This is a genomic window from Stenotrophomonas sp. YJH_SMC_110 (assembly GCF_059369255.1).
The window spans coordinates 105,677-129,177 of sequence record NZ_JCAFSM010000006.1 but is presented as its reverse complement, the minus strand read 5'-3'; the positions used below and the strand labels follow the sequence as shown (position 1 = coordinate 129,177).

Genomic DNA, 23,501 nt, shown 5'->3' with positions numbered 1-23,501 from the left:
GTTCGAGGATGCCCGTGGAAACTGCGCCGATCAAACATTTCAACCGTACGCAACCGTAGTGTTTTCAATGGAATACGCGCATCCTGTTGATGTGCAACGACCATACTTCGGCGTGTGGCCCGTTCGACACGCCCCCGCCCTTTCCGCCTGACATGACCCGACTGCGCAAGATCATCCACGTCGACATGGACGCGTTCTACGCGTCGGTGGAGCAGCGCGACGATCCGTCACTGCGCGGCAAGCCGGTGGTTGTGGCATGGCGCGGCGCGCGCTCGGTGGTGTGTGCGGCGTCCTACGAGGCACGCGTGTTCGGCGTGCGTTCGGCGATGCCGGCGCTGCGCGCCGAACGCCTGTGTCCGGACGCGATCTTCGTGCCGCCGGACTTTGCACGTTACAAGGCGGTGTCACGCCAGGTACGCGAGATCTTCCTGCGCCACACCGACCTGGTCGAGCCGTTGTCGCTGGACGAGGCCTACCTGGACGTGACCGAGCCGAAGAGCGGCATCGAACTGGCCACCGACATCGCCCGCACCATCCGTGCGCAGATCCGCGAGGAGACGAACCTGACCGCTTCAGCCGGGATCGCGCCGAACAAGTTCCTGGCCAAGATCGCTTCGGACTGGCGCAAGCCCGATGGCCAGTTCGTGATTCCACCGCAGCGGGTGGACGCGTTCCTGCTGCCGCTGCCGGTGAACCGGGTGCCCGGCGTCGGCAAGGTGATGGAAGGCAAACTTGCCGCGCGTGGCATCGTCACCTGCGGCGACCTGCGGCGGTGGTCCCTGGTCGACCTGGAAGAGGCGTTCGGCAGTTTCGGCCGCAGCCTGTACAACCGTGCACGCGGCATCGACGAGCGGCCGGTGGAACCGGACCAGCAGGTGCAGTCGATCTCCTCGGAGGACACCTTTGCCGAGGACCTGTTGCTGGAAGACCTGGGCGAGGCGATCGTGCAGCTGGCGGAGAAGACCTGGAATGCCACGCGCAAGACCGAACGCGTCGGCCACACCGTGGTGCTGAAGCTGAAGACCGCGCAGTTCCGCATCCTCACCCGCAGTTTCACCCCGGAGCGCCCGCCGGAATCGATGGAAGAACTGCGCGACATCGCACTGGCCCTGCGCGCCCGCGTCGACCTGCCGGCGGAGACGCGTTACCGCCTGGTCGGCGTCGGGCTGGGTGGGTTCCGCGAAAAGGAGGCCGTGGTGCAGGGGGAATTGTTCGAGCACGACATGATCAATCCCACAGATACCTAATCATCAAACAGTGGGGTCAGAGCCCGTTGCGCAGCAACGGGATCCGACCCCAGCAGATTGCCGAGATCTGTCGAAGGCGAGGTGGGTCCGGTTGCGGGGGCGTGAGCGCCATGGATGGCGCGACCGAGCCTCCATGGACGGATTCACGGCGTCCCCCGCAACCGGACCCACCTCGCCCTCCCACGGATAGCCAGCTGTTGCTTTTGCTGTTGCCTCTGCAGGTGCAGGGCGCAGCCCTGCAAAAGAAAGCGCCCTACCTCATGGCCACTGCATCTCGCCCTTGGCCACCTTCGCACTCAGCTCCAGCGATGCCACGCCGTCCAGCTTCGGGTAGCGCGACTGCATTGCTTTCACCAGCGCCGCACTGTCCTTGGCCTTTGCCGTCTCGACATCGAACGCGCGGATGTAGTCCGCAGTGAAGCGCAGCGCACTGGCATCCAGTGCGGCACCCGGCGCGTAATGCCCCGGCACCACCACCTTCGGCTTCAGTGCCTGCAACCGCTGCAGGGTCTGCAGCCAGTCGGTATGCGACTTAGGCGTCTGCGTGTCGGCCATCCACACGTGCTCGCCGGCTACCACCGGAATGCCACCGACGATCGCGCGCAGCGACGGCACCCACAGCACCGTGCGGTCCGGGGTCGGGCCATCCAGGCCGATCAGCGGCAGGCGCTGGCCTTCCAGCTGCAGTGCATCGCCATCCAGCACCTGCGGCAGCACGATGCGCGCGGGCACGTCGGCACCCATCTTCGGTCCCCAGTAGGCCAGCTTGCCGGCCTGGGTCTGCTGGATGTGGGCGACGGTCTGCGCGGTGGCGACGATGCGTGCCTGCGGGAAGGCGTCCTGCAGGGTGGCCAGGCCGAAGTAGTAGTCCGGATCGCCGTGGCTGATGTAGATCGTGGTCAGCTGCTTGCCGCTGGCGCGGATCAGCTCGACCAGCTTGCGCGCATCGCTGGCACCAAACTGCGCATTGACCAGGATCCCGTCGTGGCGGCCTTCGATCAGCACCGAGGACACCGAGAACATTGCCTGCGGGCCGGGATGGAAGGTCTGCAGGTGCAGCTGGGATTTCGTCGCCGCCGCCGGCGCCGTGGTGGCCGGTGCGGCCAGCAGCGGCGCACTGGTGAAGCTGGCGGCCAGGGCGAGGGGAAGCAGCAGGGCAGCGGTACGCATGGGAATTCCTTGTGTAGAGCCGGGCCAATGCCCGGCTGCATGTTCGCGTAGAGCCGAGCGCGGGCTTGGCTCTACATGGGACGTGCGTGGATCAATACGCTGCGGTGATGATCTGCTTCGGATACGCGTGCGCTTCCAGTTCGGCGACGAACGCCGCGCCATAGTCGGCGTAGCTGATGCGGCTGTGGCCGCTGGTATCGGCCAGGAACGCCTTGGGCTGCACGCGGTACTGGCCGCGCTCTTCACCCGGGCCGATTTCGGCGGCCGGCGAGAAGAAGGTCCAGTCCAGGTCGTCCACTGCCTGCAGGCGGTTGAACGCCTCGCGGTGGGCCAGCGCGTACGGCTTGTAGGCCTCCGGGAAGGTGGGGGTGTCGACCAGCTGCACGCCGGGTGCGACTTCCAGGCTGCCGGCACCGCCAACCACCACCAGGCGCGGCACGCCGGCCTTGCGCGCGGCAGCCGCCAGCTGCGCGGCGACCTCGCCGACGCGGCCGATGTCATCGCCCGGGCGCGGGCCGTAGGCACTGGCGAGCACGTCGTGGCCGGCGATGGCGGCAACCAGCGCGTCCTGGTCATCCAGCGAGGCGATCACCGGATGGGCACCGGCCAGCTCGGCCGGGAGGTCCTGCGCGCTGCGCACGATGACGGTGAGTTCGTGGCCGCGGGCCAGCGCGTGGCGGGCGATCTGGCGGCCGATGTTGCCGGTGGAACCAACGAGGGCGATCTTCATGGCAGGACTCCGTGGGGCGCTGTGGGGTGGGAATGGCGCCACTCTAGGCCGCTGCAGTCGCTCGAAAAACAGCGTATAACGTGCTTGTTTGTTGCATGGATCGAGCATATGGACCGATTGACCGCCATGACCGTGTTCGTCGAGGTGGCCGAGCGCGGCAGCCTGACCGCGGCGGCAGAGGTGCTGGACATGTCGCGGGCGATGGTCAGCCGCTACCTGGCTGAGGTCGAGGGCTGGCTGGGCGCACGCCTGCTGCACCGGACCACGCGCCGGGTCAGTCTGACCGGGCCCGGCGAGGCGGCGCTGGCGCGCTTCCGGCAGATGCTGGCGATCGGCGAGGAACTGCAGGGCGAGCTGGCCAGCGATGATCCCGAGCCGCATGGCACGCTGCGGGTGACTGCCAGCGTGTCGTTCGGGCAGAGCCACCTGGCGCGGGCGGTGGCCGGCTTTGTTGCGCGCCATCCGGCGGCACGCATCGAGCTGCTGCTGGTCGACCGCACGGTGAACCTGGTGGAGGAGCGGGTGGACCTGGCCGTGCGCATCGCGCGCCAGATCGATCCCAGCCTGATCGCGCGGCGGCTGGCCACCTGCCGCTCGGTGCTGTGCGCGACGCCGTCCTACCTGCAGGCACGCGGCACGCCGACTGCTCCCGAGCATCTGGCCGCGCACAACTGCCTGACCCACCACTACGTCGGCAAGAGCCTGTGGCAGCTGCACCGAGACGGCCGTTCGCTGTCGGTGGCGGTGGGCGGCAACATCAGCGCCAACGAGGCCTCGCTGCTGCTGGAGGCGGTGCGGGCCGGTGCCGGTATCGCCATGCTGCCGACCTACCAGGTGGCGCCGCTGCTGCGTACCGGCGAGCTGATCGAACTGCTGCCCGAATTCAGCCTGGACGAACTCGGCATTCATGCCGTGTACGCGTCACGGCGACAGCAGCCCGCTATCATGCGGCGATTCCTGGACTACCTGGCCGAGTGTTTCGCCAGCCCGGCCTTCCAGGATCTGGATTGGCGCCCACCGGGCAAGGAGAACACATGAACCATGGACAGGCCTTGATCGACCACAACCGTGCTGCCTGGGACCGCCAGGCCAGCGAAGTGCGCGAATGGTCGCGCCCGGTGGAAAGTTCAACCATTGCCGCCGCGCGCGAAGGCCGCTGGCAGGTGCATCTGACCCCACGCGCGCTGCCATTGGACTGGCTGGGCGATGTGCGTGGCCGCCGCATCCTGTGCCTGGCCTCGGGCGGGGGCCAGCAGGCACCGGTGCTGGCCGCTGCGGGCGCCGACGTCACCGTGTTCGATCTCTCCGACGGGCAGCTGGAACAGGACCGCAGCGTGGCGGCGCGCGATGGCCTGCAGCTGCGCACGGTGCAGGGCGACATGCGCGACCTGCACGTATTCGCCAACGACAGCTTCGACGTGGTGTTCCATCCGATCTCCAACCTGTACGTACCCGACGTGCGCCCGGTGTGGACCGAATGCCGCCGCGTGCTGGCGCGCGACGGCATGTTGATGGCCAGCTTCTACAACCCGGTGCTGTTCGTCGGCGCGCGCGATCCGCAGCTCGATGCGCAGGGCCTGATCCGGCCGCAGTACGCCATTCCCTATTCGGACCTGGAAGACCTGCCCGCCGCAGAACGTGAGGCGAAACTCGGCCGCGGCGATGCGCTGACCTTTGGCCACAGCCTGACCGAACTGATCGGCGGGCAGCTGGATGCGGGGTTCGTCATCGATCGCTTCATGGAAGACTGGCAGCCGCAGCCGCGCTTCCTGATCGACCGCTACCTGCCCACGTTCCTGGCCACCCGCGCACGCCGGATCGGTTGAGGCGGATCGGCGCAGAAACCAGCGGCGTACAATGGGCGGCCCCACGTCGTGCAGGTGCCGTCCCTTGTCGTATCCCTATCCGCTGGTCGTGTTCGACCTAGATGGCACGCTGGTCGACAGCGCAGCTGATATCGCCGAAGCACTGAACCGCACGCTGGAAGACATCGGCATGGCACGCGTGCCGGAAGCCACGGTTCTGGGCTGGATCGGCGACGGTGTGCGCCGCCTGGTCGAGCAGGCCGTGCACGCCGCGGGTCGTGAGGTCGACCTGGCCGAAGTGATGCCGGTGTTCATGGTGCACTACCGTGAGTGCCTGCTGCGCAGCCCGCGCCTGTTCGATGGCGTGGCCGAAGCGCTGATGCAGCTGCGTGCACGCGGTGTTCCGCTGGCGATCTGCACCAACAAGCCCGAAGCGCTGGTGCCGCCACTGCTGCAACACCTGGGCATTGGTGATGCGTTCGCGCTGGTACTGGGCGGCGATTCGCTGCCGCAGCGCAAGCCCAGCGGTGAGCCGCTGCGGCACATCGCTGCGCACTTCGGGCTGGCGGTGGATGCCTGCCTGATGGTGGGTGATTCGTTGACCGACTACCGCGCCGCCGAAGAGGCAGGCATGCCGATCGCACTGGTGCGTTACGGTTATCCGCGTGGCCTGGACCTGGCCACCGCACAGGCGGTGGCGGTGATTGACGACCTGCGTGAGTTGCCGGGGTTGGCCGCGGGCGTTCGGGTGTAGAGCGGAGCCCACGCTCGGCTGCTTCATTGCGTGAGCCGAGCATGGGCTCGGCTCTACAGTAGATCGGCGCCGGGCGATGCCCGGCGCGCGCCTTCATTTCGGCTGGTAACGCACGCTCAGCTGGTATTCGCGGCCGGGCTGGTTGAACCACGCCACCGTCTCGTAGCGGCGGTCGAACACGTTGGCGGCACGTGCCAGCAGCGACCACGCCGGCGTCAGCGCGTACTCGGCGCGCAGGTCCAGCGTGCCGTAGCCACCGACCTTCACCGCGTTGGCGGCATCGTCATAGCGCTTGCCCGCACCCTGCACGGTCAGGCCGGCGCGGAAATCGCCGAAGCGGCGGTCGACGTCCAGGCGCGCGGTCTGCTGTGCACGGCGCGGCAGCCAGTTGTCGAACTGGGTGCTGCCATGGGTGCGGTTGCGCGGGTCGGTGTAGCTCAGCTGCGCGTTGAGGTCGAAGCCGGCCAGCAGCACGCCACCGGTCAGTTCGGCGCCACGGATGCGCGCCTTCTCCACCTGCTGCATTTTTATCGTGGACGCATCGTAGGTGATCAGGTCATCGATGCGGGTCTCGTACACGTCCAGGCCCCAATGCCAGCCCTGGCCCTGCTGCGAAACACCGAGGTTGGCGCTCTTGGACTTCTCCGGCTTCAACGTCGGCACGCCGCTCCACGGGTCGTACAGGTCGCTGAAGGTCGGTGCCTTGAAGGCGGTGCCGTAGCTGGCATTGACGCGCAGGCCGTGGTCCAGCTGCATTGCCCAGCCGAGACTGCCGGTGGCGTGGTTGCCGAACTGCTGGTTGTCGTCGTTGCGTGCGCTGGCCTGCAGCTGATGGCGGCCGAAGCGGCCCTGGTACTGCACGAACACGCCGGTGTTGCGACGGCTGTCGACGAGGTAGCCCGCGCTGCTGCCATCCAGGTTGTCTTCGCTCCAGTCCACGCCGGTGCTCAGCAGCTGGCTTCCGGTCAAGGTGAAGTCACCCTGCAGCGAGGCGCTGTCGCGGTGGGTCTGCGCGCTGCCGCGTGCGCCGAAGTCGCCGAAGTTGTCCGATTCGTTGTCGCTGCGGCCGACGTTGGCGGTGAACGCCAGGCGCCCGGACGGGGTGTAGCGCACCTTGCCGGCCAGCACCTGCTGGCGGGTTTCCGAGTAGTTGTAATAGCCGTCGTAGTGGTTCTTGCCGTCGGCGCGCAGCGCACTGCCTTCCACATTCCACTGGTCGTTGAAGGTGTAGCCGCCACGCAGGCTCTTGGACAGGTTGCGGTAGCCGTCGCGGTCGGGTTCGTCAGCGAAGCAGCCGGTGAACAGCGTCGCCGAGCCACGGCAGGCATCGACGCCATCGGAATGCTGGTAGGCGATGTCGGCGCCGAACCAGCCGCGTTCGGTGCCACCTCCGATGCCGCCGCTGGCTTCGCGCAGGCCGTTGCTGCCACCACCGAGCTGGAAGTGCGGAGCAAAATCGCCCTGGTTGCGGCGGGTGAAGATCTGGATCACGCCACCGATGGCGTCGGCGCCGTACAGGCTGGACTGCGGGCCGCGCACGATTTCCACGCGTTCGATCTGCGCCAGCGGCAGGTCCTGGTACATGGCCAGGCCGAGGTCGGCACTGTTGATGCGCACGCCATCGACCAGCACCACGGTGTGGCCCGAGTTGGTGCCGCGCAGGAACAGCGAGCTCTGCTTGCCGAGCCCGCCGGCATTGGTCAGGTTGATGCCGGCGCGGCCGCGCAGCAGTTCCTGCAACGAGGTGGCCTGGCTGGATTCGATCTGCGCGCGGTCGATCACCTGGGCTGGTGCGATGCTGTCCTGCAGGGCGATCGGGGTGCGGGTGGCGGTGACCAGGATCTGGTCGAGCGCGGTGGTGTCATCGGCGGCCTGGGCCAGCGCGGGCAGGGCGGCCAGCACGGTCAGGGACAGCATTCGGGACTGCAGCTTCATGGGGGACTCCAGGTGCCACGCACGCCCGCGTGGCGAAGGGGAGGAGCCGCGAAGGCAGGCATGCGCCGACGCCGCAGCGCAGGCTGCGGTCATCCAGCGCCATGCCCACCGCACCGCGACCTGAGGCTTCCGGGCCGGTCTCCGGGCTTGCCGCCGGGTGGCGCGAGGCCACCGTCCAGGCGCCTTCCCATGCCTGCGGCACAGTGGCGTTGTTGCCTGGAACTGACGTGCTTACCGTTGCGGGGGCAGCGCCGGCCTGGCGTGGATTCACGCGTCACCGGCTTCCCGTTTCAACCTGCCGGCCGTGGCCGCAGGTCACCTGGAAGTGCGCGCAGTCTACGGCATCGCAGGCGGCCCGTAGCGTCGAGCGTACCCGACTGCCTTTGCTGTGCCCTTAGAATGGTCCCTCGATCCCGTGGTGCCGTTGCCGATGTCCGCCCGTTTTCCGCTGTTCCCGCGTTGCCTGTACAGGACGCACGCATGATCCTCGACCTGGTCCGCCATGCCGGCAACGGTCGCGATGAGTTCCTCGATGGCCGCAGCGATCCACCGCAGCTGGCCCGCCTGCCGCAGGAACTGGTCGACGCCTACGCTGCGCAGCCCTGGGAACGGGTGATCAGTTCGCCGCGGCTGCGCTCGCTGCACACGGCGATGGCCCTGGCCACCCCGCGCGGGCTGGACGTGGAAGCGGAGGAGGAATGGGAAGAGCTGGATTTCGGCGATTGGGACGGGCAGTCGCTGTTCGACCTGCCGGAGGATGCACTGGCGGCCTTCCATGCCGATCCGCATGCATACCCACCGCCCAACGGTGAGAGCTGGGGCCACTTCGAGCGGCGTATCGCGCGCGCGCTGGATCGACTGCTCGATGATGACGACCCGGTGCCAACGCTGGTGGTCAGCCATGGCGGCCCGCTGCGCATGGTGCTGTCGCAGGTCTGCGGCCTGCCGATGTCGCTGTGCTGGGCACTGCGCATCGACCACGGCACGCGCCTGCGGGTACGGCTGGAACGTGGCGAAGCCGGGCTGGCAGGCGAGCTGCTGGAACTGCAGCAGCCGTAACCCATCGGTAGTGCCGGTCGCTGGCCGGCAGTCTCAGGAATGTTGAAAAGACCACGCAGTTGCCGGCCAGCGGCCGGCACTACCGGTGCGGTCAATCCTCGTCCGCATCCTCGGTCACGCTGTCTTCCGCGTCATCGTCGGCATCGAAGCGCTGCTCATGCACCGGACCCGACGCCGGGCCGGCCGCCTTCAGCGGATGCGCGGCGATGCGTGCTTCGTAATCCTGCACCAGCGCCTCACGCTGCGGCTCGCTCAGTTCCTGCCAGTGGCAGTCCAGCAGCGCGCCTTCCAGCGAGTACAGCAGGTTCAGGCTGGGCTTGAAGCCGGCGCGCTTGACCTTGACGAAGGCGCCGACTGCGCCGGTCGCAACCAGGTCCTCGCGGCTGCGCAGGCCGACCTGGCGCAGCCACGCTGCACTCTTGGGGCCGATGTTGCGCAGCTTCGGTGCGCTCATCCCAGCGCCTCGACGAACACGCGGGCGATGGCTTCCAGGCCGGCCTGGTCATCGGCATCGAAGCGGCCGATCTTCGGGCTGTCGATGTCGAACACGCCGATCAGTTCATCGCCGCGCAGCAGCGGCACCACCAGTTCCGAACGCGAGGCCGAATCGCAGGCGATATGGCCGGGGAAGGCATCGACGTCGTCCACGCGCTGGGTCACGCGCTGGCTGGCGGCGGCACCGCACACGCCCTTGTCCAGCGGGATGCGCACGCAGGCCGGCAGGCCCTGGAACGGGCCGACCACCAGCTCCGTGCCGTCGTACAGGTAGAAACCCACCCAGTTCAGGTCGGGCAGGGCGTGGTAGACAAGTGCGGAGAGGTTGGCCGCGTTGGCGATGCGGTCGGACTCGGCGTAGACCAGGCCACGGGCCTGTTCCAGCAGCTGGGCGTATTGTTCCGGCTTGCTGCCGGTAAGCGAGGCATTGGCGAACATGCCCGCAGTCTAGCAAGCGCGCCGGGCCGGCGATAATGCACGCTCTGTTGCCCTGTTGGAGCCCATCGATGCCGTTGCCCGCTACGCTGCCGCCCGCCCTGTTCATTACCGGCACCGATACGGAGATCGGCAAGACCGCGGCCAGCACCGCGCTGCTGCAGGCGCTGCGCCGGCGCGGCCTGCGCGCGGTGGGCATGAAACCGGTGGCCAGCGGCAGCGAAGACCTGGGGCAGGGCCTGCGCAACGAAGACGCGCTGGCGCTGCAGGCGGCCAGCTGGCCGGTGCCGGACTATGCCGATCTGAACCCGTATGCGCTGCGGCAGCCGCTGGCACCGGAGCTGGCCGCTGCCGAGGACGGCGTGCGGGTGGAACTGGCGCCGATCGTGGCTGCGTTCGCGCGACTGCGCGCACAGGCCGACATCGTGGTGGTGGAAGGCGTCGGTGGGTGGCTGGCGCCGGTCTCGGCCACGCTGGACCAGCTGGACCTGGTGCGAGCACTGCAGTTGCCGGTGCTGCTGGTGGTGGGCATGCGGCTGGGCTGCGTCAACCATGCGCGGCTGACTGCGCAGTCGCTGCAGGCCAGCGGCGTGCAGTGCCTGGGCTGGATCGGCAACCACATCGACCCGGCGATGCAGCGCCAGGATGAGAACATCGCCACGTTGCAGGAGCGCCTGCCGGTGCCGTGCAGGGGACGGCTGCCGCATCTGCCGGGGGCGGATGGCGAAGCGCTGACCCCGCCCCTGCTCGAGTGATCCAGGGTAGTGCCGGCCGCGGGCCGGCAACCCCACCCCCCCGGTGATCCCGATGTTGCCGGCCAGCGCCCGGCACTACCGTGCTGCGCCCGCCAGCTCCCGCGCGATCGCGCCCAGTCGTTCCACCGCGCCAATGAAGCGCGCATCCAGGGTCTGGCAGCACGACAGCCGCAGGCAGTGGCGGTATCGCGCGCCACGTGAATAGACCTGGCCGGGCATGAACACGATGTCCTCCTGCAGCGCTCGCTCGAACAGCTCGCGCGTATCCACGCCCGGCAGTTCCAGCCACAGCAGGAATCCGCCCTGCGGTTCGGTGGCGCGGGTGCCGGCCGGGAAGTGCTCGGCCACCAGCTGGCGCAGCCGTCCCACCTGGTCGCGGTACAGCCGGCGCATGCGATGCAGGTGGTGCTCGTAGCTGCCGGCTTCCAGATACGCCGCGACCGCGTCACCGAGCAGCTGCGGCTCGCCGCCGGTGGACTGGAATTTCAGCAGCGCGATGCGCTCGGCGAAGCGGCCGCCATCCAGCCAGCCGATGCGGTAATCCGGCGCCAGTGTCTTGGAGAAACCTCCGACCACCATCACCCAGCCGTCGCGATCGAAGGCCTTCAGCAGGGGCGCCGGCGGTTCGCAGAACTGCAGCTCGGCGTACACCGCGTCCTCGATCAGCGGCAGCTGCCGTGCGTTGACCAGCTCGGCCAGGCGCTGCTTGGCGGCGGTCGGCATGGTGCAGCCGAGCGGGTTGTGCACGGTCGGCATCACCACCAGTGCGGCCAGCGGTGTGTGCTGCAGCAGCGCGTCCAGCGCATCCACATCCAGTCCGTGCTGCGGATGGGTGGGCAGCTCGATGGCCTGCAGGCCGAGGTTGGCCAGCAACGGATACAGGTTGAAGTAGGACGGTGCCTCGATGCCGACCGCATCACCGGGCTGGGCGACCGCGCGCAGCGCCAGCTGCAGGCCCTCCATCGCACCATGGGTCAGCAGCAGGCGTTCGCTGTGGGTGTGCAGCCCCATGCGCGGGCCACGCCGCACGATCTGCGCCAGCAGCCGTGGCGAGCCGTTGGGGCGCGCGTAGGTCTCCACCGTCTGCTGGCCGTGGCGCAGCACCTGTGCGGTATGCCGGGCCAGCTGCGCGCCCGGATAGAACTGGCGCCCGCGCGGACCGGCAAAGGCCAGGTCGATCACACCGGGGCGGCGCTGTGCTTCCAGCACGCGGGCCATCAGCACCTGCTGCAGTGGTGCGGTGGGTGCGGACGGGGTATCACGCAGCGAACGCTCTGGCACCGACAAGCGCGGCGCCACCTCGAAGCCGGCTTTGGGCCGCGGAATGACCAGGCCGGCGTCCTCCAGCTGGCGATAGGCGGCAATCACCGTGTTCAGGCTGAGCCTGCGCTGCAGGGCCATCTGCCGCAGCGAAGGCAGGCGGCTGCCAACCGGAAGGCGTCCGCCGTGGATGGCCTCGGCCAGCTCGTCGGACAGCCGTTGGTAGCGGGGTGGGATCATCGCGCTCTGGTCATCTGTATCCATCGAATTTCCCACCATCTGGTGCTGTACCCATGATGATGGCGAGCCTAGCATGTCGTTGTCGGCCGGGCCTGATCGGGGCACGGCCGATACTTCCCAAACGCACGGCTGGATGGCCGTGCGTCTTTTTCTGTGTGTAGAGCCGAGCCCATGCTCGGCTGCACTTCCGCCAACAGCAGCCGAGCGTGGGCTCGGCTCTACAGAGAGCACCGCCGAGCGTCGGTCAGCCCAAGGGGGAATGCCGGCTACCGCATCGGCACCAGCACCGCCTCGCGCCGGTACAGCGCCGGGAACTGCTTGCCCAGCGCGGCCAGCTTCGGTGCGTCGTAGTAGCGGATGTAGGCCGCCTGCGGGTAGTTGGTCATGTAGTTCTGGTGGTAGCTCTCGGCCGGGTAGAAGCGCTGGCCGCTGACCAGCTGGGTGACGATCGGCGCGCGGTAGCTGCCGGCCTGGCCGAGCTGGGCGATGTAGGCGCGGCTGGCAGCCTGCTGGCGTGCGTCGTCACTGAAGATCGCCGAGCGGTATTGGCTGCCGTGGTCCGGCCCCTGCTGATTGAGCTGGGTCGGGTCGTGCACCACCGAGAAGAACACCTGCATCAGCTGCCCGTAGCTGACCTGGCGCGGGTCGTAGTCGATCTTCACTGCTTCGGCATGCCCGGTCTGGCCACCGCTGACGCGCTCATAACGCGCATTGGCCGCACTGCCACCGATGTAGCCGGACACGGCATTGCTCACGCCCTTGACGTGCTGGAACACGCCCTGCACGCCCCAGAAGCAACCACCGGCGAACACCACGCTGGCGTGGGGGGCGTCATCGCGGAACGCCGCATCGCCGGTGGGGGCCGGCAGTGCCTGGATCTGCGCGCTGGCTTCGATCGGCGCCGCAATCGCGCCGTGGTCAACCAGCAGCACACCGGCGATCAAGGCCGTGGCCACCAGGCCGGCCACACCGGCGGCGATGCCCTGTTCAAAGGAGAGTTTCATCATGTCCTCCCGGTTCAACCGAAGGTGAAGGCATAGGCCTGCACGCCCGCATCGAGGAACTCGATCTCGAAGCGATGCGGGCCAACTGCGCCGCGCTGGCGGATCAGCTGGTACAGGCGGTGCTCGTCGACGACGCCACTGCCATCGGCACCAACATCACTGCCGGCATCGGTGGCGGGCAGCGCTTTGCCGTCCAGCCAGACGCGGAAGCGCACCGGCCTGCCGTCCTCGCTCGGTGCCAGCACCAGGTGCAGGTCGCGCGCATGGAACTGGAAGGCGATGCGGCCGCCGGCCTGCTGCAGCTGTGCGGCCTCATCGGTGACGGTCCAGCGCCCGGACAGCCCCCACTGGTTCAACGCCAGGGTGGCCGGCAGCGTGTAGTCGAACGCGGCGTCGCTGCGCTGCCCGCCGGGCGAGGCGAACTGCTCGGCGCGGGCGTGGCCCAGGTAGGTTTCCGGCGAACGCAGGTTGCCCATGTCGGCCTGCACGGCCACGCCCTTCAGGCCGGCGGCAGCGGGATCGGCCGGCGGCGGCAGATTGGTCTGCCCGGCTTCGGTCAGCAGGCGACGGATCATCTGTTCCGAGCGCGCATAGTTGCCCTCGCCGAACTGGTGGCCGCGGATATTGCCCTGCGCGTCGACGAAGTACTGCGCCGGCCAGTAGCGGTTGTTGAAGGCGCGCCAGATCGTGTACTGGTTGTCGAGCGCCACCGGGTACTCGACCTTCAGCTGCTGCACCGCTTTCATCACGTTGCGTGGGTCACGCTCGAAGGCGAATTCCGGCGTGTGCACGCCGACCACCACCAGGCCGTGGTCGCGGTAGCGTCGCTCCCATTCGTGCACGAACGGCATCGCGCGCAGGCAGTTGATGCAGGAATAGGTCCAGAAATCGACCAGAACCACCTTGCCGCGCAGCTGCTGTGCACTCAGCGGCGGGCTGTTGAGCCAGCCAGTGGCACCGTCCAGCGCGGGCAGCGTGCCCTCCACCGGCAGCGCTGCATCGGCACCGGCATTGGCGCCGGCCATCATCATCGGCGGTGCCGCCGGCTGCGCGCCGGGCACTGCATCCAGCAGGCGTTGCTCGATACGCGCGGTGCTGACCGTGGACAAGCGGGTCAGCAGGCCGGTATCCCAGCCGAGGCCGATCGCCACGACGGCCAGCAGCGCGGCCACACCCAGCACCTTGCGAAGTACATCGCCGAGGCCGAGCCGCGCCTGCATCGCGCGGAACACCCGGCCGCCGATCCACACCGCCAGCGCCAATGCGGTGATCGCACCCAGTGCGTAGGCCAGCAGCAGCGCAGTGGTACCGACGCTGGCGCCATGCAGGGCGGCGCCGGTCAGCACCAGACCGAGGATCGGCCCGGCACACGGTGCCCACAGCAGGCCAGTGGCGATGCCGATCAGCAGCGAGGTCCACGCGCCGCCGTGCCCCGCGGCATCCGCCGCATCGGCGCGCGCACTCAGGCGGGCACCCATGCGCTGGAACGGCGCCAGCAGGTGGTCGGCCAGTCGTGGCCAGAGCAGGGCGACCGCGAACAACGCCATCAGCAGCAGGGCGACCCAGCGTCCGACCTGGTTGGCCTGCGCCACCCATTGGCTGCCCACCGCGGCCAGGCTGGCGACCACGGTGAAGGTGAGCGCCATGCCCAGCAGCAGCGGCAGCGTGCTGCGCAGGAACGGGCGATCGGCACGCGCGAACACGAACGGCAGCACCGGCAGGATGCAGGGACTGAGCAGGGTCAGCGCGCCCCCCAGATAGGCAAGCAGCAACAGCAGCATCATCAGGCTCCGGAAGCAGGGGAAGAACCGACCGGCACCCGCCAGCCGTCGGCAGTGCCATCCGTGGCGCCGGGAGCGAACACCATCGCCGCACCGTTCATGCAGTAGCGCAGCCCGGTGGGGCGTGGCCCATCGTTGAACACATGGCCGAGATGGCCGCCGCAGCGGCGGCAATGCACCTCCACCCGCAGCATCCCGAAGGTGACGTCGCGGTCTTCGCCGATGGCGTTGTGCAGCGGCGCCCAGAAGCTGGGCCAGCCGGTACCGCTCTCGAACTTGGTGGACGAGGAGAACAGCGGCAGTGCGCACCCGGCGCAGGCGAAGGTGCCCTGCCGGTGTTCCTTGTTGAGCGGGCTGCTCCAGGGGCGCTCGGTGGCCTGCTGGCGCAGCACCGCGTACTGCGCCGGCGTCAGTCGCTGGCGCCACTCGGCATCGCTGTGCATGACCTCGAACTGTCGCGACGGGCGCGCTTCGGCGGCGGCCGGGGCGGCGCGGCTGCAGGCCCCCAGGCCGAACAGGCCGAACAGGCCGGCGGCGGTGGCGACACCGCCCAGGCCCAGCAGATGGCGGCGGGAGAGGGACATGGCGGACTCCGGGAAGGGGCGACGGGGCCATGCTGCGCCCGCCCGGGTCAACGAATCCTCACGCAGGATTCAATTTTTCGTGAGGTATCGGCGGCCGTCCCGCGCCACAATGCAGCCAGCCTCCCCACTGGCCCCGAGCTGCCGATGTCGACCAAACGCGTGCTGATCGTTGAAGACGATGCCCACATCGCCGACCTGCTGCGCATGCACCTGGGTGATGAGGGCTACGACGTCGCCCATGCCGCCAGCGGCGATGCCGGCCTGCGCCTGCTCGAGCAGGACGGCCCGTGGGATGCGCTGGTGCTGGACGTGATGCTGCCCGGCGTGGACGGGCTGCAGGTGTGCCAGCGCGCACGCGCGATGGCGCGGTATGTCCCGATCATCATCATCAGCGCGCGCGGCAGTGAAACGCAGCGCATCGTCGGCCTGGAACTGGGCGCGGACGATTACCTGGCAAAACCCTTTTCGATGCCGGAACTGGTGGCACGGGTACGTGCGCTGCTGCGCCGCGCCGAGGCGATGGCGCAGAGCGCGCGCATCGATGCCGGCGCGATCGAGCTGGGTGGGCTGCAGCTCGATCCGGTCGCGCGCACCGCTTCGGTGGATGGCAACACGCTGGAACTGACCCCGCGCGAGTTCGACCTGCTGCTGTTCTTCGCCCGTCATCCGGACCAGGTGTTCGCACGCATGGAACTGCTCAACCAGGTCTGGGGCTACCAGCACGATGGCTATGAGCACACGGTCAACACCCACATCAACCGCCTGCGCAGCAAGATCGAACCCGACCCGGCCAACCCACGGCGGTTGCTGACGGTGTGGGGCCGCGGCTACAAGCTGGTCGACCCGGCCGGGGCGGCGGCATGATCAAGCCGAACCTGTGGCAGAAGCTGGCGGTGGTGACCGCCGCGCTGATGCTGATGTGCTGCATGGCGCTGTTGGCACTGCAGATGCGTGCCAACACCCGCCACGAGCAGGAAGTCGTGCAGCGGCTGTCGCTGGGCCTGGCCGAACACATCACCCAGCGCAGCGAGCTGATGGACACCAGCGGCATGCGCGATGCGGCGGTGCGCGCGCTGTTCGGCCAGCTGATGGCGGTCAACCCCAGCGTCGAGGTCTACCTGCTGGACGACCAGGGCCGCATCCTCGGTCACGATGCACCCAGTGGACATCTGGTGCGCAACCGGGTGGATGTGGCGCCGTTGCGTCGCCTGCTGGCCGGTGCACCGTTGCCGATCCTCGGCGATGACCCGCGCAGCGCCGATGGCCGCAAGGTGTTCAGCGCTGCACCATTGATCGTGCAGGGCCGGCCGGCCGGCTATGTGTACGTGGTGCTGGTCGGCGAGCACCGGCAGATGCTCGCCGACGATCTTGCCGCCGGCAGCCAGTGGAACACCACGCTGTGGTCGGTGGTGCTGGTCGGCAGCCTCGGCCTGTTGGCCGGGCTGGTCGCGTTCTACTGGGTGACGCGTCCGTTGCGGCGGCTGACCCGGCGGATCCAGGCCTTTGACATCGATGCGCCGACGCCGCTGCCGCCGCCGGAGCCGCTGCGCGCTGGTGAGCGCGACGAACTGGTGATCCTGGAACATGCGCACGCGCAGATGGCGCAGCGGCTGGGCGAGCAGTGGCAGCAGCTGCGCCAGCAGGATCTGCAGCGCCGTGAACTGGTCGCCAACATCTCGCACGACCTGCGCACGCCGTTGTCGTCGCTGCACGGCTACCTGGAAACGCTGGCGTTGAAGGACGCCACGCTGTCACCGGATGAGCGCCGCCGCTATCTCGGCATTGCGCTGGCTCAGAGCGCCAAGGTCGGCCGGCTGGCGCGCGCGCTGTTCGAACTGGCGCGGCTGGAGCACGGCGAAGTGCGGCTGGAGTGGGAAGTGTTTGCGCTGCCGGAGCTGCTGCAGGACGTGCTGCAGAAGTTCGAACTGGCGGCACAGGCGCGTGGCCAGCAGCTGCACGCGGCGTTTCCGCCCGGCCTGCCGCTGGTCCGTGCGGACCTGGGCCTGGTCGAGCGGGTGCTGACCAACCTGCTCGACAACGCGCTGCGCCATGCACCCGAGGGTGGCCAGATCGAGGTGCGCCTGCGCGCGACCGCCGACAGCGTGGAGGTCTGCGTCGCCGATGATGGCCCCGGGGTAGCCCCGGCGCTGCGTACCCAGCTGTTCCAGGCACCGGCCGCGCTCGGCGCGCGGCGTGGCGACAACGGCGGATTGGGCCTGTTGATCGTGCAGCGCATCGTGCAGTTGCATGGCCGCCGCATCGAACTGCGCGACAGCGAACGGGGCGCGCTGTTCGTGTTTGCCTTGCCGCGCGCGGAAACGGCGGTCTAGCAGGCTGCCTCGGCCTCCACGACACCGCCGGTTTCCAGCGGCAGGTGCAGGCGGATGCAGGCGCCGCCCAGCGCCGAATCGGTCACCTCGACCTGGCCGCCATGCTTGTCGGCCACCACCTGCACCAGCGCCAGCCCGAGGCCGAAGCCGGGGCTGCCCGGGTCCAGCCGCACATAGGGTTGCAGCACCTGGCCGCGCAGTTCCGGTGCGATGCCGGGGCCGTCGTCCTCCACCTGCAGGCACAGCCAGCCGTCATTGACCGTGCTGGCGATGCGGATCTGCCGACGCGCGTAACGCAGCGCATTGCCGAGCAGGTTGCGCAGCGCCAGTTCCAGCATGTGCCGGTTGACGTTGACCAGGCCCACCGGCGACAACGCCTGCTGCACCGGCATCGGCAACGGTGCGAACTGGGCCACCACGCCGCGCACCAGCGCCGCCAGCTGCAGGCGCTGGCGGGTCAGCTGATGGCAGCGGCCCAGTGCGGCGTATTCGACGCCGGCATCGGTGAGGTGCTGCAGCCGATCGACGTCGGTGCGCAGCCCGCCCAGCGCATCGCGCTGCACATCGTCGAGCGCAGTGTCTTCCAGGTCGGCCAGGCCGAAACGCATCCGTGCCAACGGCGTGCGCACCTCGTGCGCGACCGCCTGGGCCAGCACGCGCTGGCTTTCCAGCAGCTGCTGCAACTGCTCGGCCATGTGGTTGAAGGCGTTGGCCAGCGGCCGCACCAGCGCGGTACCGGCGCGCGGCGCGCGGGTATCCAGCTGGCCGTCGCGCATCTGCCGCGCCGCCTGGGCCAACTGCGAGACGTCGCGCCACAGCCGGTACACCATCACGTACATCGGCAGTGCCACCGCCACCATCAGGATCAGCAGCAGGATCGCCACACCGGATACTTCGCTGTCCTGCCAGCCTTCGTCCGGCAGCGCCTCGTCCAACGGGCCCAGCATCACGGCGTAGTCGCTGTCGCCGATCCGCTGCAGGCTGCGCATGTGCTCCAGATCGATCTGTACGCGGCCGTTGTTGAACGGCGGGCGCTGGCTGGCCGGCAGCGCCTTCACCGCCTCGGCCAGCGGCACCATGCGCAGCGCATAGGCGAAATCGGCGTCGAGTTCGCGCGCCAGTGCCGGCCACTGCTCGCGCGGGGTTTCGGCGAAGCGATGCTGCAGCAGCGCGTGCGTGCCGCGCATCTCGGCCTGCAGGCCGGCTTCGGTGCGGTCTTCCAGCAGGGCGTCCCAGGCCCACAGGCCCAGCACGATCAACAACAGGTGGGCGACCAGGAAACCGATGCCGTAGCGCAGGAAGTGGAAGGCGTGGCCGCGCATCGCCGACGGTGTGCGTTTCATCCCCATGCCGAGCGGCTGAACAGGTAGCCGCGGCCACGGACGGTCTTGATCCGTTCCGGCTGCTCCGGGTTGTCGCCCAGCTTGCGGCGCAGGCGCGAGATGCGGGCATCGATTGAGCGGTCCAGGCCATCGAAGGCGATGCCACGCAGGCCGCGCAGCAGCGCGTCGCGGTCCAGGATCTGGCCGGCATTGCTGGCCAGCAGGAACAGCAGGTCGAACTCGGCGGTGGTCAGCTCCAGCAGGCTGCCCTGCAGGTGCACGTTGCGGGTGGATGGGTCGATGCTCAGCTCGCCGAAGCGCAGGCTGCCGTCACGCGGTTCGACCCGGCGGTGGCGGCGCAGGTGGGCGCGCAGGCGGGCCAGCAGCACCCGCGGTTCGATGGGTTTGCCGATGTAATCGTCGGCCCCCAGTTCCAGGCCCAGCACCTGGTCGATGTTGTCGGTACGGGCGGTCAGCACGCAGATGATGCCGTCATAGTGGGGCCGGATCTGCCGACACACTTCGAAACCATCCTGGTCGGGCAGGCCCACATCGAGCAGCACCAGGGCCGGCTTCTCCGCCAGGATCCGGGCCACGGCGCGCTCGCCGCTGCGCTCGTGGGCCACCTGGTAGCCATGCCGTTGCAGGTAGTCGCTGACCATCGTTCCCAGGCGGGCATCGTCTTCGACCAGTACGATATCCAGCATTTCCAAGGCCTCCGTGGGCGCAAACGTACCGCCACGGCACGAGCGCGGCGATGCTATCCCAGCCTTCGGGCCGCCCGGGTCCCGGGGGCGGGCGCCATTCAGCCGGGGTTGCTGGCGCGCGGGCCGGGTCTCAGTCCCGGCAACAACTTGGCGGCCAGCATAGCCTGTTGCTGTTACAAAACGTTACCTTCGTGATACGGCTGGTGACGATCGCTGACAGCAAAGCGACTGACGCCGCGCGCCCCCGCGCCGAGCATGGAGTCTCCTCCGCTCCGCGTGCCGTCCCCATGTCGCCCGCCGCCCCCTGCCTGCCGAACCCGTCCCGCCGCTGCCAGTGCGGAGGCTTCCGATGAGCGGCGTGGTCGGGGCCTGGCTGCCGCCCGCCGAGGATGAGCAGCTGCTGCAGCAGCTGGCGCCGATGCTGCGCGCGCTGCAGCAGCGTGGGCGTGGCCGCATCGGCTACTGGACCGACGCCGAGGCCGGCCTCGCGCTGGGCCATTGCCGGGCGCCGACCGATACGCCGTTGCAGCCGCTGAGCTCGGACTGCGGTCGCTACGTGCTGTGCCTGGACGGCCGCCTGTACAACCGCGGCGACCTGCAGGCGCAGCTGCGCGATCTGCCCCGCAGTTGCAGCGATGCGCGGCTGCTGCTGCAGGCGATCGTCGAATGGGGCGTGCAGCGGGCGCTGTCGCGCATCGAAGGCGCCTTCGGTTTCAGCGTCTGGGACCGGGAGTCGCGCGTGCTGTGGCTGGCCCGTGATCCGGTGGGCGAGCGGCCGCTGTATTACGGCTGGTACCAGGGCCAGTTCCTGTTCGCCTCGGAGTTGAAGGCGCTGCAGGCCTTCGCCGGCTTCGCGCCGAGCATCGACCAGGATGCCCTGAGCCTGCTGCTGCGCCACGACTATGTGCCGGCGCCGCACACCATCTACCGTGGCATCCACAAACTGGTGGCGGGCGCGATGCTGCGTATCGATCTCAGCGACCATGCCGCGGGTTGCTCCAGCCAGGCCGCGCAGGGCGGCGCGCGTTACTGGTGCGCACGCGACGCGATGCAGAGTGCACTGCGGGAGCCGCTGCAGCCGGCGCCGAGCCTGGAACAGGCCACCGACCAGCTTGAAGCGGTACTGCAGAAGGCCATCGCCTCACGCATGCACTCGCCCCTGGCGTGCGGCGCGTTCCTGTCCGGCGGTACCGACTCCTCGCTGGTGACGGCGATGATGCAGGCACAATCGACCCTGCCGATCGAAGCGTGGACGGTCGGCTTCGACGATCCGGGGCATGACGAGAGCGACTGGGCGTCGCAGGTCGCGCGCCATCTGGGCGTGCAACACCACCTGCATCGCATGGACGCGCGCCAGGGCCTGGACCTGCTGCAGCGCCTGCCGCAGGTCTGGTGCGAGCCCTTCGCCGACGCCTCGCAGCTGCCGACGCTGCTGGCCAGTGAACTGCTGGGGGCGCGCAAGCCGGTGGCACTGACCGGTGACGGTGGCGATGAACTGTTCTTCGGGCATCCCAGCTATGGCCGCGCGCTGCGCAATGCGCGCCTGTGTGGTGGCCTGCCGGACTGGGTACGCGACCTGGCGCGGCGCAGCGGCAACCGCATGAACGTCGAGCGCGGCCGCCTCGGTGGTTGGCGCGCCCTGGTGGCCGAGGTGGCTGCCAATGATGTGGAAGGTCACTACCTGCAGCGCGTGACCCGCTGGCGGCAGCCGGCGCAGGTGGTGCTGGGTGCGCGTGAGCCGGTGACGATCTTCCAGCAGCAGGACACGGCGCTGCCGGCCGAGGCGCGCATCCAGCTGCTGGATTTCCGCATGGACCTGGCCGAGGGCATCCTGGCCAAGGTTGATCGTGCGGGCATGGCGGCGGGCGTTGAAACCCGTGCGCCGCTGCTGGACATGGAGGTGGTGCGCCTGGCCTGGCGGCTGCCGCAGCACCTGAAGTACCACGATGGCGAGCACAAGCTGATCCTCAAGCACCTGCTGGCGCGCTACCTGCCGGATCCGCTGGTGTATCGCCCCAAGCGCGGCTTCGGCCCGCCGATGGCGCGCTGGCTGGCCGGTCCGTTGCGCGACTGGGCGGAGGCGCTGCTGGATCCGCAGCTGCTGCGCAATCAGGGCTGCTTCGATGTGGCGCGCGTGCGTGGTGTCTGGGAGGCGTTCCTGCGGGGCGAGCGCAAGTGGCACACGCACCTGTGGAACGTGCTGATGTTCCAGGCGTGGCACCAGCACTGGCACGGTGGTCGCGGGCGCTGAGCCGTTCCTGCATCGCGTGCGGCGGGTTCAATCTGCGCGGCGCAGGGCGGATGCCCTTGCGTACGAATGTCCTCCGGCGCCGGCCGTTGGCCGTCACCTCCCCCTTTACTTCGTACGCAAGGGCCTCCGCCCGGCGTTCGGAGTTCGCCGGCGCCTCCTTGAAAGGCGGCCGCGAGCGCTGTGATCTCCTCGCCGGAAGCCGAGCCTCGTCGGGACGGGCAGGGCCCATCGGTTCGCGGCGGATCAGGACGAAGACATGCGTGTGGCGGATGCATTCTGCGCGGCGCAGGGCGGAGACCCTTGCGTACGAATGTCCCCCGGCGCCGGCCGTTGGCCGTCACCTCCTCCTTTACTTCGTACGCAAGGGCCTCCGCCCTGCGTTCGGAGTTTGTCGGCGCTTCCTTGAAAGGTGGCCGCGCGTGCTGCGCTCTCCTCACCGCACGCCGAGCCTCGTCGGGGCGGGCAGGGGTCTGGGCAAAGTAAAGGAGGAGGTGACGGCCAACGGCCGGCGCCGGGGGACATTTGCCCAGACCCCTGCCCGCCCCGGCGGGGCCCTTCAGCCTGCAGAGACGTCGCACGAAGACGCGGTTCGGTATCCAAACGACAGGCAAAAAAAGACCCGGCAGAGGGAGGGATCTGCCGGGTCCGGATTGCGTGGGGGGAGGGACCCACGCAATGAGTGTTGCGTCGCGTCAGTGGTTGTTCGCGTCCGCCGTTGATTCGTTGTAGCCCTGCACCAGCTCGGACCAAGCCTTGCTGGCCTGCAGGCCGAGACCGACCACGTCCTGCTGGGCCTGGCCCAGCCGCTGCAGGTTGTCCTGCCACAGCTGCGCGCCCTTGGAGAGCGTCCCGGCCGCATCCTCGCCGCGGGCCAGTTCACCCAGCCAGCCGCCGGTCGCAGTCAGGTTGCGCTCCATCACCTTCAGCTGCACGCCGAACATGCTTTCCGCGTTCTCCAACGCCAACCGGTTCGCGCGCGTTGCCGCAGCGGCGAGCTGGCGGGTGGCATCACTGAAGCGATCGCTGAAGGCGGCGGCCATGGGGGCGTCAGGGAGTGGCTTGATGCATTGCAGCATACGCCCTTGATGCGGCAATGCAACAAAAATAACAAAGGCGCCCAAGGCGCCTTTGAAACACCTTTCAGATCAATGGGTTGATCAGGCAGTGGGGCCGCGGTAACGGCACCCCGACGTGCAGGTTTCGTGCACGGTGATCTCGCTCAGCGCCGGCAGGCCGGGCTTGAGCTCGTTCCAGATCCACACCGCCAAGTTCTCGCTGGTCGGGTTCTCCAGGCCGGGGATGTCGTTGAGGTAGTGATGGTCCAGGCGATCGTAGATCGGCTGGAAGGCCGCCTTCACGTCACCGAAATCCATGATCCAGCCGGTCTGCGCACCCGGCTCGCCCTCGACCTTCAGTTCCACCCGGAACGAGTGGCCGTGCAGGCGCGCGCACTTGTGCCCCGGCGGTACGTTGGGGAGGCGGTGCGCCGCCTCAAGCATGAAGACTTTGAAGATTTCCATGGCGCAATTGTACGCCGCAGGTGGCCGGCCATCCTGAGCGGATGCCGGGCTCTCGTGAAGTAACTCTTTCCATCCGGATGAAGAGATGATAGTTTCTCTTATATCCGTATGAAGAGA

22 protein-coding genes and 1 riboswitch are annotated in these 23,501 nt (G+C 68.7%); of the genes, 9 read left to right on the top strand and 13 right to left on the bottom strand.

All coding sequences use genetic code 11. The features are described 5' to 3' along the window. The first annotated feature begins 152 nt into the window (after positions 1-152). Positions 153-1,247: a DNA polymerase IV gene (dinB, locus tag AC5P6H_RS12855; protein ID WP_495202721.1), complete on the top strand. Its 1,095-nt coding sequence runs from the start codon at positions 153-155 to the stop codon at positions 1,245-1,247. A 258-nt stretch (positions 1,248-1,505) separates the two neighbouring features. Here dinB and AC5P6H_RS12850 read toward each other — a convergent pair whose 3' ends face one another. Together AC5P6H_RS12850 and AC5P6H_RS12845 are read right to left on the bottom strand one after the other, a co-directional pair. Beyond that, on the bottom strand, positions 1,506-2,417 hold the full coding sequence (locus tag AC5P6H_RS12850; RefSeq protein ID WP_495202720.1) for an MBL fold metallo-hydrolase: 912 nt from the start codon (positions 2,415-2,417) through the stop codon (positions 1,506-1,508). 91 nt (positions 2,418-2,508) lie between these two features. Then, entirely contained in the window at positions 2,509-3,147 is a 639-nt protein-coding gene (locus AC5P6H_RS12845; protein ID WP_032959230.1) for an NAD(P)-dependent oxidoreductase, read from the bottom strand. Positions 3,148-3,255: 108 nt separating this feature from the next. On the opposite strand from AC5P6H_RS12845, the gene AC5P6H_RS12840 reads away from it, so the two are divergent. The 3 genes from AC5P6H_RS12840 (at position 3,256) to gph (ending at position 5,706) form a co-directional block, all read left to right on the top strand. Further along, positions 3,256-4,185, top strand: coding sequence for a LysR family transcriptional regulator (locus tag AC5P6H_RS12840; RefSeq protein ID WP_014645815.1), 930 nt, complete (start codon positions 3,256-3,258; stop codon positions 4,183-4,185). Next, the gene (locus AC5P6H_RS12835; protein ID WP_014645816.1) at positions 4,182-4,973 is read left to right on the top strand and encodes a class I SAM-dependent methyltransferase; all 792 of its coding nucleotides are present in this window, start codon (positions 4,182-4,184) and stop codon (positions 4,971-4,973) included. The genes AC5P6H_RS12840 and AC5P6H_RS12835 overlap by 4 nt, the downstream gene beginning before the upstream one ends. A 64-nt stretch (positions 4,974-5,037) precedes the next feature. Then, positions 5,038-5,706 carry a phosphoglycolate phosphatase gene (gene gph, locus AC5P6H_RS12830; protein WP_049441337.1) on the top strand — a complete coding sequence of 223 codons (669 nt, stop codon included), beginning with the start codon at positions 5,038-5,040 and terminating at the stop codon, positions 5,704-5,706. 93 nt (positions 5,707-5,799) lie between these two features. On the opposite strand, the gene btuB is transcribed toward gph, so the two are convergent. Further along, positions 5,800-7,641, bottom strand: coding sequence for a TonB-dependent vitamin B12 receptor (gene btuB, locus AC5P6H_RS12825; RefSeq protein WP_495202719.1), 1,842 nt, complete (start codon positions 7,639-7,641; stop codon positions 5,800-5,802). A gap of 115 nt (positions 7,642-7,756) precedes the next feature. Continuing rightward, positions 7,757-7,979, bottom strand: a riboswitch (cobalamin riboswitch). A gap of 142 nt (positions 7,980-8,121) precedes the next feature. Between btuB and AC5P6H_RS12820 the strand changes: the two genes are divergently transcribed. Continuing rightward, positions 8,122-8,700 carry a histidine phosphatase family protein gene (locus AC5P6H_RS12820; RefSeq protein WP_049441334.1) on the top strand — a complete coding sequence of 193 codons (579 nt, stop codon included), beginning with the start codon at positions 8,122-8,124 and terminating at the stop codon, positions 8,698-8,700. A gap of 91 nt (positions 8,701-8,791) precedes the next feature. On the opposite strand, the gene AC5P6H_RS12815 is transcribed toward AC5P6H_RS12820, so the two are convergent. Both AC5P6H_RS12815 and AC5P6H_RS12810 read right to left on the bottom strand, forming a co-directional pair. Next, complete coding sequence (locus AC5P6H_RS12815; RefSeq protein WP_014645820.1) at positions 8,792-9,154, bottom strand: TfoX/Sxy family protein; 363 nt, start codon at positions 9,152-9,154, stop codon at positions 8,792-8,794. Next, positions 9,151-9,633 (bottom strand): GAF domain-containing protein, encoded by a 483-nt coding sequence (locus tag AC5P6H_RS12810; protein WP_014645821.1) that lies wholly within the window; start codon positions 9,631-9,633, stop codon positions 9,151-9,153. The genes AC5P6H_RS12815 and AC5P6H_RS12810 overlap by 4 nt, the downstream gene beginning before the upstream one ends. A 68-nt stretch (positions 9,634-9,701) precedes the next feature. On the opposite strand from AC5P6H_RS12810, the gene bioD reads away from it, so the two are divergent. Continuing rightward, the gene (gene bioD / locus AC5P6H_RS12805) at positions 9,702-10,385 is read left to right on the top strand and encodes a dethiobiotin synthase (RefSeq protein ID WP_495202718.1); all 684 of its coding nucleotides are present in this window, start codon (positions 9,702-9,704) and stop codon (positions 10,383-10,385) included. A 75-nt stretch (positions 10,386-10,460) separates the two neighbouring features. Here bioD and AC5P6H_RS12800 read toward each other — a convergent pair whose 3' ends face one another. The 4 genes from AC5P6H_RS12800 to msrB all read right to left on the bottom strand — a co-directional run bounded on the left by AC5P6H_RS12800 (position 10,461) and on the right by msrB (position 15,254). Further along, complete coding sequence (locus AC5P6H_RS12800) at positions 10,461-11,909, bottom strand: aminotransferase-like domain-containing protein (protein ID WP_495202717.1); 1,449 nt, start codon at positions 11,907-11,909, stop codon at positions 10,461-10,463. 242 nt (positions 11,910-12,151) lie between these two features. Continuing rightward, positions 12,152-12,889, bottom strand: a complete 738-nt coding sequence (msrA, locus tag AC5P6H_RS12795; protein WP_495202716.1) for a peptide-methionine (S)-S-oxide reductase MsrA — start codon at positions 12,887-12,889, stop codon at positions 12,152-12,154. A 14-nt stretch (positions 12,890-12,903) separates the two neighbouring features. After that, complete coding sequence (locus AC5P6H_RS12790) at positions 12,904-14,670, bottom strand: cytochrome c biogenesis protein DipZ (RefSeq protein ID WP_126411688.1); 1,767 nt, start codon at positions 14,668-14,670, stop codon at positions 12,904-12,906. A gap of 2 nt (positions 14,671-14,672) precedes the next feature. Continuing rightward, the gene (gene msrB, locus AC5P6H_RS12785) at positions 14,673-15,254 is read right to left on the bottom strand and encodes a peptide-methionine (R)-S-oxide reductase MsrB (protein ID WP_495202715.1); all 582 of its coding nucleotides are present in this window, start codon (positions 15,252-15,254) and stop codon (positions 14,673-14,675) included. A 144-nt stretch (positions 15,255-15,398) separates the two neighbouring features. On the opposite strand from msrB, the gene AC5P6H_RS12780 reads away from it, so the two are divergent. After that, positions 15,399-16,118 carry a response regulator transcription factor gene (locus AC5P6H_RS12780; RefSeq protein ID WP_014645826.1) on the top strand — a complete coding sequence of 240 codons (720 nt, stop codon included), beginning with the start codon at positions 15,399-15,401 and terminating at the stop codon, positions 16,116-16,118. After that, positions 16,115-17,584: a sensor histidine kinase gene (locus tag AC5P6H_RS12775; protein WP_495202714.1), complete on the top strand. Its 1,470-nt coding sequence runs from the start codon at positions 16,115-16,117 to the stop codon at positions 17,582-17,584. The genes AC5P6H_RS12780 and AC5P6H_RS12775 overlap by 4 nt, the downstream gene beginning before the upstream one ends. Here AC5P6H_RS12775 and AC5P6H_RS12770 read toward each other — a convergent pair. Both AC5P6H_RS12770 and AC5P6H_RS12765 read right to left on the bottom strand, forming a co-directional pair. After that, entirely contained in the window at positions 17,581-18,927 is a 1,347-nt protein-coding gene (locus AC5P6H_RS12770; protein WP_197575085.1) for an ATP-binding protein, read from the bottom strand. The two genes, AC5P6H_RS12775 and AC5P6H_RS12770, sit on opposite strands and share 4 nt — an antisense overlap. Continuing rightward, on the bottom strand, positions 18,924-19,613 hold the full coding sequence (locus AC5P6H_RS12765; RefSeq protein ID WP_014645829.1) for a winged helix-turn-helix domain-containing protein: 690 nt from the start codon (positions 19,611-19,613) through the stop codon (positions 18,924-18,926). Before AC5P6H_RS12765 ends, AC5P6H_RS12770 begins: the two co-directional genes overlap by 4 nt. Positions 19,614-19,962: 349 nt before the next feature. Here AC5P6H_RS12765 and asnB point away from each other — a divergent pair, with 349 nt between their 5' ends. Beyond that, positions 19,963-21,864 carry an asparagine synthase (glutamine-hydrolyzing) gene (gene asnB / locus AC5P6H_RS12760; RefSeq protein ID WP_495202713.1) on the top strand — a complete coding sequence of 634 codons (1,902 nt, stop codon included), beginning with the start codon at positions 19,963-19,965 and terminating at the stop codon, positions 21,862-21,864. A gap of 692 nt (positions 21,865-22,556) precedes the next feature. Here the strand turns inward: asnB and AC5P6H_RS12755 are convergent. Next, positions 22,557-22,904 (bottom strand): phasin family protein, encoded by a 348-nt coding sequence (locus AC5P6H_RS12755; protein WP_014035870.1) that lies wholly within the window; start codon positions 22,902-22,904, stop codon positions 22,557-22,559. Positions 22,905-23,021: 117 nt separating this feature from the next. Beyond that, positions 23,022-23,384, bottom strand: coding sequence for a 6-carboxytetrahydropterin synthase QueD (queD, locus tag AC5P6H_RS12750; RefSeq protein WP_014645831.1), 363 nt, complete (start codon positions 23,382-23,384; stop codon positions 23,022-23,024). Between the last annotated feature and the right edge of the window lie 117 nt (positions 23,385-23,501).